This is a genomic window from Pseudomonas sp. ADAK21, from assembly GCF_012935735.1.
GTDB lineage: Bacteria > Pseudomonadota > Gammaproteobacteria > Pseudomonadales > Pseudomonadaceae > Aquipseudomonas > Aquipseudomonas proteolytica.
The window spans coordinates 5,347,501-5,363,320 of record NZ_CP052857.1 but is presented as its reverse complement, the minus strand read 5'-3'; the positions used below and the strand labels follow the sequence as shown (position 1 = coordinate 5,363,320).

The 15,820-nt window shown below is 60.3% G+C and carries 13 protein-coding genes; 7 read left to right on the top strand and 6 right to left on the bottom strand.

Translation table 11 applies throughout. From position 1 onward, the window contains the following. Positions 1 to 54 precede the first annotated feature (54 nt). A complete protein-coding gene (locus HKK57_RS24020) occupies positions 55 to 885 on the top strand; it encodes an undecaprenyl-diphosphate phosphatase (RefSeq protein WP_029290527.1) in 831 nt (276 codons plus the stop codon). Continuing rightward, a complete protein-coding gene (locus tag HKK57_RS24015) occupies positions 885 to 1,268 on the top strand; it encodes a DUF1294 domain-containing protein (RefSeq protein WP_169390925.1) in 384 nt (127 codons plus the stop codon). Before HKK57_RS24020 ends, HKK57_RS24015 begins: the two co-directional genes overlap by 1 nt. A gap of 317 nt (positions 1,269 to 1,585) precedes the next feature. On the opposite strand, the gene HKK57_RS24010 is transcribed toward HKK57_RS24015, so the two are convergent. Further along, a complete protein-coding gene (locus HKK57_RS24010) occupies positions 1,586 to 1,933 on the bottom strand; it encodes an MmcQ/YjbR family DNA-binding protein (RefSeq protein ID WP_032866318.1) in 348 nt (115 codons plus the stop codon). Between the two features lie 11 nt (positions 1,934 to 1,944). After that, positions 1,945 to 2,853: a LysR substrate-binding domain-containing protein gene (locus HKK57_RS24005; protein WP_029290534.1), complete on the bottom strand. Its 909-nt coding sequence runs from the start codon at positions 2,851 to 2,853 to the stop codon at positions 1,945 to 1,947. 126 nt (positions 2,854 to 2,979) lie between these two features. Between HKK57_RS24005 and HKK57_RS24000 the strand changes: the two genes are divergently transcribed. Together HKK57_RS24000 and HKK57_RS23995 are read left to right on the top strand one after the other, a co-directional pair. Continuing rightward, positions 2,980 to 3,591 carry an FMN-dependent NADH-azoreductase gene (locus HKK57_RS24000; protein WP_092236453.1) on the top strand — a complete coding sequence of 204 codons (612 nt, stop codon included), beginning with the start codon at positions 2,980 to 2,982 and terminating at the stop codon, positions 3,589 to 3,591. Positions 3,592 to 3,792: 201 nt separating this feature from the next. Next, a complete protein-coding gene (locus HKK57_RS23995) occupies positions 3,793 to 4,830 on the top strand; it encodes an alpha/beta hydrolase family protein (protein WP_029290537.1) in 1,038 nt (345 codons plus the stop codon). Here HKK57_RS23995 and HKK57_RS23990 read toward each other — a convergent pair. Next, positions 4,824 to 5,996 carry an MFS transporter gene (locus HKK57_RS23990; protein WP_029290538.1) on the bottom strand — a complete coding sequence of 391 codons (1,173 nt, stop codon included), beginning with the start codon at positions 5,994 to 5,996 and terminating at the stop codon, positions 4,824 to 4,826. The two genes, HKK57_RS23995 and HKK57_RS23990, sit on opposite strands and share 7 nt — an antisense overlap. 334 nt (positions 5,997 to 6,330) lie before the next feature. After that, on the bottom strand, positions 6,331 to 7,917 hold the full coding sequence (locus tag HKK57_RS23985) for an ABC-F family ATPase (RefSeq protein ID WP_071610063.1): 1,587 nt from the start codon (positions 7,915 to 7,917) through the stop codon (positions 6,331 to 6,333). Between the two features lie 467 nt (positions 7,918 to 8,384). Here HKK57_RS23985 and HKK57_RS23980 point away from each other — a divergent pair, with 467 nt between their 5' ends. After that, positions 8,385 to 9,197: a class I SAM-dependent methyltransferase gene (locus HKK57_RS23980; protein ID WP_169390924.1), complete on the top strand. Its 813-nt coding sequence runs from the start codon at positions 8,385 to 8,387 to the stop codon at positions 9,195 to 9,197. Positions 9,198 to 9,324: 127 nt separating this feature from the next. Here HKK57_RS23980 and HKK57_RS23975 read toward each other — a convergent pair whose 3' ends face one another. Continuing rightward, the gene (locus HKK57_RS23975) at positions 9,325 to 9,735 is read right to left on the bottom strand and encodes a TIGR03067 domain-containing protein (RefSeq protein WP_169390923.1); all 411 of its coding nucleotides are present in this window, start codon (positions 9,733 to 9,735) and stop codon (positions 9,325 to 9,327) included. A gap of 400 nt (positions 9,736 to 10,135) precedes the next feature. Here HKK57_RS23975 and HKK57_RS23970 point away from each other — a divergent pair, with 400 nt between their 5' ends. Both HKK57_RS23970 and lpxO read left to right on the top strand, forming a co-directional pair. Further along, a complete protein-coding gene (locus HKK57_RS23970) occupies positions 10,136 to 11,479 on the top strand; it encodes a Wzz/FepE/Etk N-terminal domain-containing protein (RefSeq protein WP_169390922.1) in 1,344 nt (447 codons plus the stop codon). Between the two features lie 279 nt (positions 11,480 to 11,758). Then, entirely contained in the window at positions 11,759 to 12,658 is a 900-nt protein-coding gene (lpxO, locus tag HKK57_RS23965; RefSeq protein ID WP_029290547.1) for a lipid A hydroxylase LpxO, read from the top strand. 724 nt (positions 12,659 to 13,382) lie between these two features. Here lpxO and ligD read toward each other — a convergent pair. After that, complete coding sequence (gene ligD / locus HKK57_RS23960; protein WP_169390921.1) at positions 13,383 to 15,800, bottom strand: DNA ligase D; 2,418 nt, start codon at positions 15,798 to 15,800, stop codon at positions 13,383 to 13,385. Positions 15,801 to 15,820: the final 20 nt, after the last annotated feature.

Below are 15,820 nucleotides of genomic sequence, written 5' to 3'. Positions count from 1 at the left end.
AACACCTAGAAAATATCAACGAGGCATGCAGTCGCATGACCTTTTGGGGGAATAATGGATCTTTGGACCGCCTTTCAGGCATTGATACTTGGCATTGTCGAAGGGCTGACGGAGTTCTTGCCGATCTCCAGTACCGGGCACCAGATCATCGTCGCCGATTTGCTCGACTTCGGTGGCGAGCGGGCCATGGCGTTCAACATCATCATTCAATTGGGCGCCATCCTGGCCGTAGTCTGGGAGTTCCGGCGCAAGATCCTCGACGTGGTCACCGGCCTGCCGACCCAGCGCAACGCCCAGCGCTTCACGATCAACCTGCTGATCGCTTTCCTGCCGGCGGTGGTGTTGGGGGTGATATTTGCCGACCTGATCCACGAATACCTGTTCAACCCGATCACTGTGGCCACCGCGCTGGTGATCGGCGGGGTGATCATGTTGTGGGCCGAGCGCCGCGAGCATGCGATCCATGCCGAAACCGTCGATGACATCACTTGGAAAGATGCCCTGAAAGTGGGCTTTGCCCAGTGCCTGGCAATGATCCCGGGCACCTCGCGTTCCGGCTCGACCATTATCGGTGGCCTGCTGTTCGGCCTGTCGCGCAAGACGGCGACCGAGTTTTCGTTCTTCCTGGCGATGCCAACCATGGTCGGTGCGGCGGTGTATTCGGGCTACAAGTACCGTGACCTGTTCCAGCCTGCGGACCTGCCGGTGTTTGCCGTCGGTTTTGTGGTCTCGTTCATCTTCGCGATGATTGCGGTGCGCGGCCTGCTCAAGTTCATCGCCAGCCACAGCTATGCAGTGTTTGCCTGGTACCGCATTGCATTCGGTTTGCTGATCCTGGCCACGTGGCAGTTCGGTTGGATTGACTGGGCGGCGGCCAAGGCGTGATGAGCATTCAGCATCTGCGCTTGAAGGCCCTGGTGTTTGTGCTGCTGTGTGCCGTGCCGCTGTTTGGCTCGGCACTGCTGGCGTACCGCGGGGTGTCGCTGATCCCTCTGGCGGCCTACGGGCTGGTCAGCATGGTGACGTTTTGCCTGTACTGGAGCGACAAGCGCAAGGCCCAGAACGACAGTTGGCGTACCCCGGAAAAGATCCTGCATGCCATGGAACTGGCCGGTGGCTGGCCGGGCGCCTTGGTCGCGCAGCAGGTGTTTCGCCACAAGACACGCAAGGTGTCGTACCAGGTGGTGTTCTGGCTGATCGTGTTGTTGCACCAGGTGTTCTGGATCGACCAGTTGTTTCTTGGCGGCACGCTGCTGTCAGTCTTCTAGATAGCCAACCTTGGAGCTGGCTTGCCTGCGATGGCATCCTGATACACCGAGGTGCCGCCATCGCAGCATAGGTGTCTACACAACTTTCAGAAACTGACGAACTCTCCTGTGGCGAGCGGGCTTGCCCCGCGCTGGGCTGCGAAGCAGCCCAAAAAGCCCTCCACGTTTCTTCAGATAAACCGCGATGGCCGGGTTTAGGGCTGCTTCGCAGCCCAGCGCGGGGCAAGCCCGCTCGCCACAACTGCGCTATCTGCCTGGATTTAGGCGTTGCGGCAAAGTTGTGTAGATACCTATGGCCATCGCAGGCAAGCCAGCTCCTACACCAGCCTGAGCCCGATTTGCGTGCGCTTGGGCAGTTTGCTCACCACCAACTGGTGGGAGCGCTGCAACAAGCCGCGCAGTTCCTCGCCGCCCAGGGGGTAGGGCACTTGCATGATGATCCACTGCGCCCGCGCCAGGTACGGCGCCGGGTGGATGCCCGGGCGGTCCACGTGGCCGAGGAACAGCTCCTTGTCGACCTTGAATGCCAGGGAGTCACCCCGCAGGTTCTGCAGGGCAAACATCTTGTTGCCGGCAATCGAAAACACCCGCACACCGCCCCATTTGTAATCCTCCCGTGCTCCGGGCAAGCCCAGGCAGAACTGGGCGACGTCGTTTTCGCTCATGATGCGGGTACTCATAGCAGGCGATCTCCACAATTGTTGAAAGCATGGGCCAGAAAGTCGATCCAGGCGCGCACCGCTGGGGATACACCGCGTCGATGCGGGTACACCGCTTGCAGCCAACCTCCGGGCAATGACCATTCGGGCAGCAATTGCACCAGTTGGCCGGTTTCCAGTTCTTGCTCGCAATACATCATCGGCAGCACGGTGAAACCCAGGCCGGCTAGGGCGCTGGCTTTGCGTACCAGAAAATCATCGATGCCCAGGCGTGCCTCCATGGCCAGGTCGGTGGCGTTGCCGGCCGGGTCGAGCATGCGCAGGTGCACCAGGCGATCGGCTTCCAGGGCGCCCAATACCGGCAGGTGCTTGAGGTCGGCCGGGGTGTTGATCTGGTGGCCACGCACAAACTCGGGGCTGGCAACCATGGCGGTTTGTGCCTGGCGCAGACGGCGGGTCACCAGCAGTGGGTCTTCATCCCCCAGTTCACGCACGCGCAAGGCCACGTCTACGCCTTCGGCCACCAGGTCGACGCGGCGATTGATCAACATCATTTCCAACTGCACCAATGGGTGTGCCGCGAGAAATTGCGCCACCACCGTCGGCAGAATTTCGTGGGCCAGGCCCACCGGGCAACTGACCCGCAGGCGCCCCCGGGGCTCGCTGGACATGTTGGCCACCGCTTCGTCGGCCATTTCGGCTTCCAGCAACATCGCCTGGCAATGCCCCAGGTAGCGCTCACCCACGGCCGTCAGGGTCAGTTGCCGGGTGGTGCGCTGCAACAAGCGGGCGCCGAGGCGTTCTTCGAGTTCGGCAATGCGCCGCGACAGCCGCGATTTGGGGATCCCCAGCAGCCGGCCAGCCGCCGCGAAGCCACCGGCTTCCACCACCTTGGCGAAATAGTAGAGGTCATTGAGGTCTTGCATGTTGGGCCTATTGTCCTGTCAGTGGGACGAACTATCGCATTTTAACCGGCTAATCGGCTATTGGATTGATCTGTAGGATTCTCTCCATCAGATCGCCCAGTGGCGGTCCTCACTTGGAGATCCCACATGAAACTCTTGCATATTGATTCCAGCATCCTTGGTGACAACTCGGTATCCCGTCAGTTGAGCCGCGAAGTGGTCAAGGCCTGGCAAGCGGCCGAGCCGGGTGTGGAAGTCACCTACCGCGACCTGGCCAGTGAAGGCATCAACCACTTTTCCGGGATTACCCTGGGCGCCCTGGGCACTGCCGCCGAACTGCGTGATGCGGTGCAAAAGCACGAAGCCGACCTGAGCGCCTCGACCCTGGCCGAGTTCCTGGCCGCTGACGCGGTGGTCATCGCCGCGCCGATGTATAACTTCACCATCCCCACCCAGCTCAAGGCCTGGATCGACCGCATTGCCGTCGCCGGCCAGACTTTCCGTTACACCGAAGCCGGCCCGGAAGGCCTGTGCGGCAACAAGAAAGTCATCGTGGTTTCTACCGCCGGTGGTTTGCATGTGGGTCAGCCTACCGGCGTGGGGCACGAGGACTACTTGAAAGTACTGTTGGGCTTCTTCGGCATCACCGACATCGAGTTCGTCCGTGCCCATGGCCTGGCCTACGGTGACGAAGCGCGCAGCAAGGCGCTGAACGACGCCAATGCACTGATCAGCGAGCAGTTATTCGTCGCTGCGTAAGGCCTGTGTAAATTTCACCGCGGCTCGCTATCAATCTGATTCGAGGCGCCTAAACTCTGTATTCTGTTGGCCTGAAAACCAGCGGGATACGGAGTTTTTTGTTTTGGACGGGCGAATCTGGCGCAGCTTATGCAGTACAGGGTCAAACCGCCCAAGCCTGAACCGACTCGCAGGCGTCACACAGCACAGGTGGACATCCCCATGATGCGTCTTTGTGCAGTCTTGCTGGTTTCCCTGCTCGGCGGCCTCGTTTCGGTGCAGGCCGCGGTGGCCCCGCACCCCCATTGGAGCGTGGGCTATCACCGGATGAGCTTTCCCGACCCGCTGGATGCGCAGCCGATGAAAGCCATCGCGTTCTATCCGTCCACGGGCCGCGAACATATCAGCCAGGTGGGCGCGTATCGCGTCGCCGCCACCGAAGATGCCAAGGTCGCCATTGGTCGCTTCCCGCTGCTGATGCTGTCCCATGGCAACACCGGCACACCCCTGGCCTTGCACGACCTGGCGACGTCGCTGGCGCGCAAAGGGTTTGTGGTGGTGGCGGTGCTGCATCCCGGTGATAACTACAAGGACCACAGCCGCTTGGGCACCTTGAGCAACCTGTATGGCCGGCCGATTCAGATTTCTGCAGCGATTACCGCGACCCTTGGCGACCCGATGCTGTCGCCGTTCGTTAATGTGCGGCAAGTGGGCGTAATCGGCTATTCGGCGGGCGGCGAGACGGCGCTGATCCTGGCCGGGGCCAAGCCGGATTTCGAGCGTTTGCGCCGTTATTGCCAGGAACGCCCCGAAGACCGTGATGCCTGCACGACAAAGGGTGAGTTGGTGGTCGACCGCGATGACCTGCAACCCCAGGCGGACTCGCGGATCCACGCATTGATGCTGATGGCGCCGCTGAGCCTGATGTTTGGCCGGCACACCCTGGGTGACGTGCATGTGCCGGTGCTGCTGTATAGCGGCGATGGCGACAAGCTAGTGGCCGTGGATAAAAACGCAGCCGCCCTGGCGCGCAAACTGCCGCAGCCACCGGACTTCAAATTGTTGGCCGGGGCTGGGCACTTTATCTTCATGGCCCCGTGCGATGACGAGCAGCTGGCGCTGATGCCGGCGCTGTGTACGGACGCCGATGGCGTGGACCGGGAGGGCATTCACCGTGACCTGATTTCCGAGGCCGGGCGCTTTTTCGGGCGCACCCTCGGCCAGCATTCGCGGGCCGGCATGCAGACCGCCGATCAGTAGGCCCGGCGCATCAGCAGCAAGGTCAGGCCCAGGCCTGTGACCGACAGTAGCGCTGCACAGAAGAATATCCACGAATACCCCAGGTTCAACGCCACTGCGCCCATCAAAGGCCCGGCAATCGCCAGCGCCAAGTCAAAAAATACTGCATAGGCACTCAACCCGGCCCCTCGGCTGCTGTTGGGCACTTGTTTGATGGCCTCGACGCCCAATGCCGGGTACACCAGGGACAGGCCAAAACCAGTGAGGCCGGCGCCGATCAGGGCAATGGCGGGAGAGGGCGCGAGCCACAGCAGGGCCAGGCCGACGGTTTCCAGGGTCATGCAGGCAATTGCCGCGCGGAATCCGCCAAAGCGGGTGATGCTGGAGATAAACAGCAGGCGCGAGAGGATAAAGCAGATGCCGAATACCGTCAGGCACCAGGCGGCGCCGATCCAGCCGCGGCTCAGATAAAACAGGGTAATGAAGGTGGTCAGGGTGCCGTAGCCGATGGAGGCCAGGCACAGGCTGGCGCCAAACGGCGCGATGCGCCCGAACACTGCCCAGAACGGCAGGCGTTCGCCGCGTACCACGGGTACCGAGGGCTTTTTGCGGATCAGTACCAGGCCAAGCCCGGCCAACACCGCCAGCGCGATGCCCAGGCTGTTGTAGCCGTATTGCGCAACCATCACCACGCCCAGTGGTGCGCCAATGGCGATGGCACCGTAGGAGGCGATGCCGTTCCAGGAGATCGAGCGTGCGGTGTGTTCGGCGCCCACCTGGCCCATGCACCAACTGATGGTACCGACGCCGATCAGGCCTTGAGCCACGCCCAGCAACACGCGACCGACAATCAGAATTCCCAGGCTCAAGTTGGGCAGGCTCTGCAGTAGGGTAGCGATAAACGTCAGCACCCCGCTAAGCAGGATGCCGCTCAAACCGAGCACGATCGCGCGCTTGGTGCCGACGTTGTCCGACATGCGCCCGGCCATGGGACGGCTGAGGAGGGTGGCCAGGTATTGCGAACCGATGGTCACGCCAGCAACCACCGCGCTGAAGCCCAGTTGTTCGTGGACGTAGCCGGGAATCACCGCAATCGGCAGGCCGATGCAGATGAACGCGATAAAGGTATAGAACACGATGGAGACGATCTGCAGGGTGATCGACAGGGAACTGGGAGCGGTAGGCATGGAGGCTCATTCGCGGCGGGGCGGTGAACGCATCATGGCAAGGGCTTGGAGAAAAAGGAAGCAGGCTAACGATTGTCGCCGGCGCCTGGTGGTGATGAGTATGGCTGTGGCTGTGGCTGTGGTTGTGGCGAGCGGGCTTGCCCCGCGCTGGGCTGCGTAGCAGCCCTAAAACCTGCACCCGCGTTTTATCTGGTGAAATGCGGGAGGATTAGTGATGGGGGCTGCTACGCAGCCCAGCGCGGGGCAAGCCCGCTCGCCACAACAAGCCTGCTAGCCATAACAAATCTGCTTGTCACAACAAGCCCGCTCGCCACTTTTTGCTGTGTTGCTGGGCTTAGAACACCACGCCCTGGCTACGCAGGTAGTCGTCATAGGTGCCGCTGAAATCGATCACGCCGCTTGGGCTCAACTCGATGATGCGGGTGGCCAGGGACGATACGAACTCACGGTCGTGGCTGACGAAGATCAGCGTGCCCGGATAGTTCTCCAGCGCCAGGTTCAGCGCTTCGATGGATTCCATGTCCAAGTGGTTGGTCGGTTCGTCCATGACCAGGACGTTGGGCTTTTGCAGGATCAGCTTGCCGAACAGCATGCGACCTTGCTCACCACCGGAGATGACCTTGACCGACTTGAGGATCTCGTCGTTGGAGAACAGCATGCGGCCGAGGGTGCCGCGGATCACTTGTTCGCCCTGGGCCCACTGGCCCATCCAGTCGAACAGCGTGACGTCGTCTTCGAAGTCATGGGCGTGGTCCTGGGCGTAGTAGCCCAGCTCAGCCGCGTCGGTCCATTTCACGCTGCCGGCGTCCGGGGTCAGTTCGTTGACCAGGGTGCGCAGCAGGGTGGTCTTGCCGATACCGTTCGGGCCGATGATTGCCACGCGCTCGCCCGCTTCAACCTGGAAGCTGAAATCCTTGAACAGGGTCTTGCCGTCGAAGCCCTTGGCCATACGCTCGACGATGACCGCCTGGCGGTGCAGCTTCTTGGTCTGTTCGAAGCGGATGAACGGGCTCACACGGCTCGAAGGCTTGACCTCGGCCAGTTGGATCTTGTCGATCGCCTTGGCACGGGATGTGGCCTGCTTGGCTTTCGAGGCGTTGGCCGAGAAGCGACTGACGAACGATTGCAGTTCGGAAATCTGCGCCTTCTTCTTGGCGTTGTCCGACAGCAACTGCTCGCGGGACTGGGTCGCCACGGTCATGTATTCATCGTAGTTGCCCGGGAACAGGCGCAGCTCGCCGTAGTCCAGGTCAGCCATGTGGGTGCACACGCTGTTCAGGAAGTGACGGTCGTGAGAGATGATGATCATCAGGCTGTTACGCTGGGTCAGGATGTTTTCCAGCCAGCGAATGGTGTTGATATCCAGGTGGTTGGTTGGCTCGTCGAGCAGCAACACTTCCGGATCCGAGAACAGCGCCTGGGCCAGCAATACGCGCAGCTTCCAACCTGGGGACACTTCGCTCATCGGACCGAAGTGCTGCTCGATGCCGATACCCAGGCCCAGCAGCAATTCACCGGCGCGGGATTCGGCGGTGTAGCCGTCCATTTCAGCGAACTCGGTTTCCAGCTCGGCCACGGCCATGCCGTCTTCTTCGCTCATTTCCGGCAGCGAGTAGATGCGATCGCGCTCGGCCTTGACCTTCCACAGCTCTTCGTGACCCATGATCACGGTGTCGATCACGTTGAATTCTTCGTAGGCGAACTGATCCTGGCGCAACTTACCCAGGCGCACGTTCGGCTCCAGCATCACCTGGCCGCCGGACGGATCGAGGTCGCCACCGAGGATTTTCATGAAGGTCGACTTGCCGCAACCGTTGGCACCGATCAAACCATAACGGTTGCCGGCGCCGAACTTGACCGAGACGTTCTCAAACAGCGGCTTGGCGCCGAACTGCATGGTGATGTTAGCTGTGGAGATCAATTACTTTACCTATCAATAGCTTGGAGTGCGCTTATTTGGGCCGGGACCCATTCGGAGCCCGGGCCAACGGGCATGCGTCAACAGCGACATGAAGGCGTGAAGCCCAGTCGCCGAGCAGAAATATGGGGTGCATGTTGGAATTTGGCGCGCATTGTCGCATATGTCAGGCGCGAGTTATATGACAGTACGGCGTGTGAGGCGCCGAGAAGTGCCGGGATTGCCTGCTTTGAGTAAAAACTCCACAAAAAACATCGATTTGTATCGAAGTTGTATCCATTGTCGGTTCTGTAATTGATAACAGTTGAACATCCAATGGCCGTGGATTAAGTTCCCTCCGTTCGCCCTGCAGTGATGGCTCTTTACCGGTTCAAGGATGGCGAGGCTATCGGTGCGGGGCGAACCCCTTCTTTATTTTTGACGGCGCTCATTGCCATCCTGTTGCGCACGCTCAATGGTTTGGAGACGCAATGGACACGCTGTCTGCTCAACAGGCTATCGCCAGCAATAAGGCCGCCTGGAACGAATCCGCCGCGCACCATAAAGCTGGCGCCCCCTGGCAAAAGCTGCTCGCCGCCGTGGCCGAGCGCGGTTTCAACTGCCTGGATCCCACGCTGACCGCCTTGTTGCAGCAGGTCGGAATCTCGGGCCGGGATGCCGTGCAACTGGGCTGCAATAACGGCCGTGAGAGCCTTTCGCTGTATGGCCTTGGTGCCAATCGCGTGGTGGGGGTCGACCAATCCGACGCGTTTCTTGCGCAGGCGGCGGAGCTGGCCAGTCGTTCACCTCACAACCCTGAGTTTATCGAAACCGATATTCATCATCTGCCCGAGCATCTGCTGGGTCGTTTTGACGTGGCCCTGATCACCATCGGCGTGCTCAATTGGATGCCGGATATCGCGCTGTTCATGGGGCATGTCGCTAGCACCCTCAAGGAGGGGGGAACGTTGGTGATCTACGAGACCCATCCGTTCCTGGAGGTGTTCGATCCGGAAGCGGCCAACCCGATGCTGCCGGTCACCTCATACTTTCGCCGCGAACCTTTTGTACAGCACGAGGCGATTGTCTATGAAGGCACGAGCGACGACGCAACCGCTGCGTCGTACTGGTTCGTACACGCCTTTGGGGAGGTTGTCAGCGCGGCCATTGCCGCAGGACTACAGATCAGCCACTTGCAGGAGTACCCGCACTCCAACCGTGAAGAACTCTACGACCGCTATGAGAACCAGTCGGCGCAATTGCCGATGTGCTACACACTGACCGCCGTCAAACGCTCTGCCTGAAGGCAAAAAAAAGGCCCGCTGGGGCGGCGGGCCAAGGGATTCATCTGAGGAGTTGGGTTTAACCTAGCGCGTCAAACGTGAAGGGTTTGTGAAAAAACTGTCGTAAAAACGAATACCTCTCATCTGCTCAAGACTTGCGCATGAACGTGCGCATTGTCTGCCCCCGTGTCGTACTGAAGCGGGTTGGCCGGGGCATGCCTTCATCCGCGGCGATAAAAACGAAGCGCTCGCCATCCAGGGTGTAGCTGGCGGGTAGGCGCTTTCCTGCGTCAGCCCCGATGGCGTCGATCCAAGTGATGCTCTTGGGTGTGGTGCTGGCATCCAGGGTAAAACAGCCTTGCAGTAATACCTCGCCCTCCTGGGTCGTGACCCGGAACTGATTCCCCTCAATCGTAGTCAGCGCGCCAGGCGCACTGTGTTCATCCGGCGGGTTGGCGATGCCGCTGTCTTCCAGGGCGATTTGCTCCCAAGTGCCTTGCAGGGCTTGCCTGTCCAGTTCGCTCGGGCATGGGGTCGCGTGGGCTGAGGGTGATGACATGCACAACTCCTTTTTGACCAGGCCTAAATGAAGCTCTGCCTACATCAAGAAATGTTTCCTATCAAGTTTCATTAAAAGGTTTGCAGGAAATTTCCCAAAGTTGTGCTTTGGTCGGGTTTTTTCCTTTACCAGCAGATATTTAAAACTATTTTGACATACCGTGAGAGCGGTGTTTCTCGATATGTCGTCTACGCTGAGCAATGTCTATATGACATTACTGTTTCTGAAGGAAAACAATCTCAATGCTGTAGGGATTTTTTCCGTAGCTCAAAGGTCGGATAAGCGTTGCCTTATGTCGTATTAGCCATATCCAGGGCGTTGTCCCTGCTTTTTCAGTTGGTTATTCAGATCTATCGTGTAGTGGACAGCCAGCGTCCACTTTTTGAAGGGTGTCCCCATTTTGAATAGAACTCCCCAGGTTCAAGCCCCCGTGGCGTCTGATGAAATTGATTTATTTGAGCTGTTTCACTCGATTTGGCGGCAGAAGAAACTGGTAATCGGCTGTACTCTTTTTGCGGGCCTGATTGGAGTGGGGTACGCGCTGCTGGCTCCCCGTGAGTATCAGGTCAGCAGTGTGTTGCGCCCGGCAGCGATCAATGAGCTGGATGCACTCAATCGCTCGGAGGTCTACAAGTTGCCGCCGGCGGATGCCCTGGCCAAAGTCGGCGCGCAACTGGACTCGTACGATGCGCGGCTGAACTTCTTCAAGGCCAACCCGGCCTTGTTCGAAGCGTTCCAGAAACCGGGGCGCAGCCTGGAGCAGAGTTTCGAGGCGTTCAACCGCAACTCGATCAACCTGATTCTGCCCGACCCGAAGAAAGCGGACTCGTTGAGCAGCTATATCCGCCTTGAGCTGCAATACCCCACCGATATCGATGGCGTCGCGATTCTCAATGGCTTTGTCGACTACGCCATCGCCGCCGAGCGTGAGCAGGTGGGCGCCGATCTCAAGGTGATCGTCAACAACCGCCTCACCGAGCTCAAAGGCAAGATTGATGCGGCGCGCTCCAATTACGAAACCGACAAAGAATCGAAAATCGCCAAGCTGCTCGAAGGCGACAAGCTCAAGCGCGCACAGTTGGAAGATGAACTCAGTGCCCTGCGCCTGCAGATGAAAATGCAGCGCTCCAACCGCCTGGCAGAGTTGAGTGAAGCCATCTCGATTGCCAAGTCCATGGGCATCAAGAATCCGACCACTCCGTCGTCGATGGCCGACGCGGGGCGCAGCGGCTCCAGCCAGGTAATGCGCACCGAGGTCAACAACCAGCAGATCCCCCTGTACTTCCTTGGCACCGATGCCCTGGAAGCCGAGCGTACGGCCCTGCAACAGCGAACCAACGATGACTTCACCAACAGCCGCGTCGCGGAAATTGGCAAGGAGTTGCAGTTGCTGGAGGTCAATCGCCAGGTCGAGGTCATGAAGCGGCGGGGCAATGAAGACATTTTCTTGCAGGATGTCGAACCGTTGCGTGCTGAAGTGGCGCGTCTGCGTGGCCTGAATATCGACATGAGCGCCTTGAAACTGGTGACAATTGACCGGCGTGCCCAAGAGCCGCTGAGCCCGATCAAACCGAAGAAAGTCCTGGTGGTTGCGTTGAGCCTGGCGGTCGGCTTGCTGTTGGGTATGCTCATCGCGCTGGTCCGCCATCTGGTCCTCACACGTGGCAAGCCAGTGGCCTATTCGCCCTTGGACGACGACCGTTTTACCCGGCGCGAACGCAAGGATGACCAGCCGCTGGGCTGAGTCAGCGCGCACCTTTCCCGGGCTGCATCGCAGCCCGGCACACCCGCCATCGTGTTTTTGAGGTGGCGCGGCTATACAGTTGGAAGACACCTTTTCACAATTCTTAGTTAACCTTTGGTTACAATCTAGGGCTAAAATAACTGCCATTGGCCACTATCCGAACTGTCTCCAAGACACTTCTGGGCCTGTTAATGAATTGTGATTTCAGGTGCTGCATTTTTCCTCTCGGGCCCGGCCTGAAGGAGCAGCCTGTACTCTTCTGACATGTGACGAATTCCCGTGAAACTCATCATTGTTGCTCTCTACGTTGTCTCCATCGCGTATGTCCACCTGCGTGGCAGGGTTCGACATAAGCTGGGCCGTCAATTAAGCGACCACTCGACCTTCCTTGCGCCGATCAATTGTTTCCTCTACCTGTTCTCCAGGCTGCCTGGCCGCCCGTACCTTTCGCCCAGCGACTTCCCTGACCTGAGCCCACTCCAGGAACATTGGCAGGAGATTCGCGAGGAAGGCCAGAACCTCATGCGCGCTGGCGAGATCAAGCGCTCGGACCAATACAACGACGTGGGTTTCAACTCGTTTTTCAAGTCGGGCTGGAAGCGCTTCTACCTCAAGTGGTACGGCGACAGTCATCCTTCGGCCATGAAGCTTTGCCCGCGCACCACCGAGCTGGTGCAAAGCATCGGTTCGATCAAGGCCGCGATGTTTGCCGAACTGCCACCTGGTTCGAAGTTGGTGCGCCATCGTGATCCTTATGCCGGCTCCTACCGCTATCACCTGGGGTTGGATACACCCAACGATCCAGGCTGCTACATCAATGTGGACGGTGAGAACTACTACTGGCGTGACGGCGAGGCGGTGATGTTCGATGAGACTTACATCCACTACGCCGAAAACACCACGGCGCAGAACCGCATCATTTTGTTCTGTGACATAGAGCGCCCGATGAAATATCGCTGGGCGGCGGCGTTCAATCGCTGGTTCAGCCGCAACGTCATGGCCGCCGCCGGCTCGCCCAACGATGCCGGGGACAAGACTGGTGGGTTGAACCGCGCGTTTACCCGCCTGTACAAGATCCGCCTGCGGGGCAAGGAGCTGAAAAAGCGCAACCGCACCCGTTACTACCTGGAAAAGTGGGCGATCTTTGCCGGCCTGGCGGCGATTTTCATACTGATCTGATCGTCATCCCCTCGCGGCAAACAGACCTCCCAGCCGCCTGAAACCGACTATCAGCCGCTGGCTTTCTGTGGCGAGCGGGCTTGCCCCGCGCTGGGTGGCGAAGCCGCCCCAAGAGCCTCACTACGTTGTGCCAGGCACACCGAGGTGGCCGGTTTTAGGGCCGCTTCGCAGCCCAACGGGACAAGCCCCCTCGCCACAGGGGGCCGTTGCGGCAGCTTGGAACTTACTGTGGATCGCAGGTTTTCTGTGGCGAGCGGGCTTGCCCCGCGCTGGGTGGCGAAGCCGCCCCAATAGCCTCACCACGTCGCACCAGACACTCCGATGTAGCCGGTTTTGGGGCTGCCCACAGGGGGCGTTGCGGCAGCTTGGAACTTACTGTGGATCACAAGTTTTCTGTGGCGAGCGGGCTTGCCCCGCGCTGGGTGGCGAAGCCGCCCCAAGAGCCTCACTACGTTGTGCCAGGTACGCCGAGGTGGCCGGTTTTGGGGCTGCTGCGCAGCCCAACGGGACAAGCCCCCTCGCCACAGTGGGCGTTGCGGCAGCTTGGAACTTACTGTGGATCGCAGGTTTTCTGTGGCGAGCGGGCTTGCCCCGCGCTGGGTGGCGAAGCCGCCCCAAGAGCCTCACCACGTTGTGCCAGGCACACCGAGGTGGCCGGTTTTGGGGCTGCTGCCGCAGCCCAGCGGGGGACGAGCCCCCTCGCCACAGGAGTCTGTAGGCTTGCTTAGGGCGAGGGCGGCTGCGCTCCGAGTTTCTGCCACATCTTCTTGCTGATTCGCTGGCGGTTGGCATAACCCGCCCAGGGATCGGCTTTCGGGCCATGCAAGCGTTCCTCTAGATTAGCCACGTTCCACTGCTGGGCGCTGCGCAGGCTGGCGAGTTCCTGTCTGCTGATCGGCACCGAAACCGGCAACCCCGGGCGGGCGCGTACCGAATAGGCGGCGACGGTGCTGGCGCCACGACCATTGCGCAGGTAATCGATAAAGATCTTGCCGATGCGGTTCCCGGGGCCGCTGGTGGCAGTAAAACGCTCGGGCAATTGCTGGGTCATGAACACCGCGATGGCCTTGGCGAAGGCTTTCACTGTCTCCCAGCCATCCCGGCGCGCCAATGGCACGATCAGGTGTAGCCCTTTGCCTCCGCTGGTCTTGATATAGGCGGCCAGGCCCAACTCATCCAGCACCGACAGCACCAGTTGTGCGGCTTCGAGCATGCTTTTCCAGGGCAACGCCGGGTCGGGGTCCAGGTCGAGTACAAACAGGTCCGGAGTCTGGATCTTGTCAACCGTTGCCCCCCAGGTGTGCAGCTCAATGGTGCCCATCTGTACGGCGCCGACCAGTGCCGCCACGGTGTGGATTTCCATCAAGCGCGCATGGCCGGGGTCCAGGTTCGGGTCCAATTGAGTGATATGGGGGATGGCCAGGCGCTCGCTGTGTTTTTGGAAAAACTGCTCGCCTTCGATCCCTTCGGGCGCCCGCAGTAACGCGACGGGGCGGTGCCGCAGGTGGGGCAGGATCCAATTGCTGATGCTCTGGTAGAACTGCGCCAGTTGCGCTTTTTGTGTGCCGCTGGCCGGATCAATGATTCTCTCGGGGTGGCTAATGCTGATCTTCGACGCACGGTTTTGGGGGAGTACTTGCTCGCGCACGATCTGCTCCGGGGGTTTATCGCTGCGCAGGCCCACGAAGGCCGCCTGGCGCACCAGGCCTTCGCGGGTCCACTCGGCAAATTGCACTTCGGCCACCAGTTGCGGCCTTATCCACCGCACGCCGCGCGCCTGGCTACCGCTTAAGGGGGTGGCCAACGGTGAGGATTGCCGCGCAAGGGGCTGCATTTTTTTATACAGCGCTTGCAGGGTGGCCTGGTCGAAGCCAGTTCCCACGCGCCCGGCATACAGCAGGGCGTTGTCAGCATGGACGGCCAGCAACAACGCCCCTAAGCCGCCGCGCGACCCCTGGGGCTGGGTGTAGCCGACGATCACGAACTCCTGGCGCTGGCGGCATTTGAGTTTTATCCAGTCGGCGCTGCGCACGCCGCTGTAGGGGCTGCCGGCGCGCTTGCCGATCACGCCTTCGAGCCCCAGGCTACAGGCGCTTTGGAGGATATCGCGATGATCTGCCGCGAAAGCCTCGGAAAAGCGCAGCAACGGGCTCTTGTTGCCATCCAGTACCGCCTTGAGCGCTGCCCGCCGATCCTGCAGCGCTGTGCCGCGTTGGTCATGGCCGTGCAAAAACGGTGCGTCGAACAGGTAGTAGACGAGGTCCTGGCTGTGACCGCTGTCAAAGGCCTGCTGCAACCTCTGGAAATCCGGCAGTCCATCGTGACCGAGGCTCACCACTTCGCCATCGAGCCAGCAGTCCTTGAGTTTCAGCGCCTCGATTGCCTTGACCTGGCGGGGCAGGCGATCGCTCCAGTCGTGGCCGTTGCGGGTGAACAGGTGCACGCGGCCTGCGCGTACCCGCGCCAACATCCGGTAGCCGTCGAATTTGATTTCGTAGTGCCAGTCGCCCGCCGGCGCACGGTCCGCCAGAGTCGCCAGTTGCGGCGTCAGTTGGTCGGGCAGGGCGGTTTTTGCCTGGCCTAGCGCCGCACCGCCCAAAACGCTCTTGGGCTGGGCCTGGACAATGTCGTAATCGCTGCTCGAACGTGCCTGTTGATCATTCTCCTTGATCAGCAGCCATTGCTCCTTGTCGCCGCTGCCCTTGAGCCGGGTACGCACCAAGGTCCAATCCCCAGCGAGCTTCTCGCCGACCAAGGTGAACTTCAGTTTGCCGGCGGTGTAGGCCTTGTGCGGGTCCTCATGGGGTTGCCAGATGCCACGGTCCCAGACAATCACATCGCCTGCGCCATACTGCCCGGCGGGGATACTGCCTTCAAAGCCTGCGTAGCTCAACGGATGATCTTCCACATGCACCGCCAGGCGCTTTTGGCTGGGATCCAGGCTCGGCCCTTTGGGTACGGCCCAGCTTTTAAGGACACCATCAAGTTCGAGGCGAAAGTCATAGTGCAGGTTGCGGGCAGCGTGTTTCTGCACCACAAACGCCAATGCGGACGGCGCGCGCCGGCCAGGGCTCGACGATGATGGCTCCGAAGTGACCGCGAAGTCGCGCTTGCGTTGGTATTCACTCAGTGGCTTGGCCATGGCACGTTCCTCTGGGCTGC

Coding starts and splice junctions, on each gene's coding strand:
- HKK57_RS24020 (WP_029290527.1), top strand. CDS start 55: ATGGATCTTTGGACCGCCTTTCAGGCATTGATACTTGGCATTGTCGAA.
- HKK57_RS24005 (WP_029290534.1), bottom strand. CDS start 2,853: ATGCAAGACCTCAATGACCTCTACTATTTCGCCAAGGTGGTGGAAGCC.
- HKK57_RS23975 (WP_169390923.1), bottom strand. CDS start 9,735: ATGTCATCACCCTCAGCCCACGCGACCCCATGCCCGAGCGAACTGGAC.
- HKK57_RS24010 (WP_032866318.1), bottom strand. CDS start 1,933: ATGAGCGAAAACGACGTCGCCCAGTTCTGCCTGGGCTTGCCCGGAGCA.
- HKK57_RS23995 (WP_029290537.1), top strand. CDS start 3,793: ATGATGCGTCTTTGTGCAGTCTTGCTGGTTTCCCTGCTCGGCGGCCTC.
- HKK57_RS24015 (WP_169390925.1), top strand. CDS start 885: ATGAGCATTCAGCATCTGCGCTTGAAGGCCCTGGTGTTTGTGCTGCTG.
- ligD (WP_169390921.1), bottom strand. CDS start 15,800: ATGGCCAAGCCACTGAGTGAATACCAACGCAAGCGCGACTTCGCGGTC.
- HKK57_RS24000 (WP_092236453.1), top strand. CDS start 2,980: ATGAAACTCTTGCATATTGATTCCAGCATCCTTGGTGACAACTCGGTA.
- HKK57_RS23990 (WP_029290538.1), bottom strand. CDS start 5,996: ATGCCTACCGCTCCCAGTTCCCTGTCGATCACCCTGCAGATCGTCTCC.
- HKK57_RS23980 (WP_169390924.1), top strand. CDS start 8,385: ATGGACACGCTGTCTGCTCAACAGGCTATCGCCAGCAATAAGGCCGCC.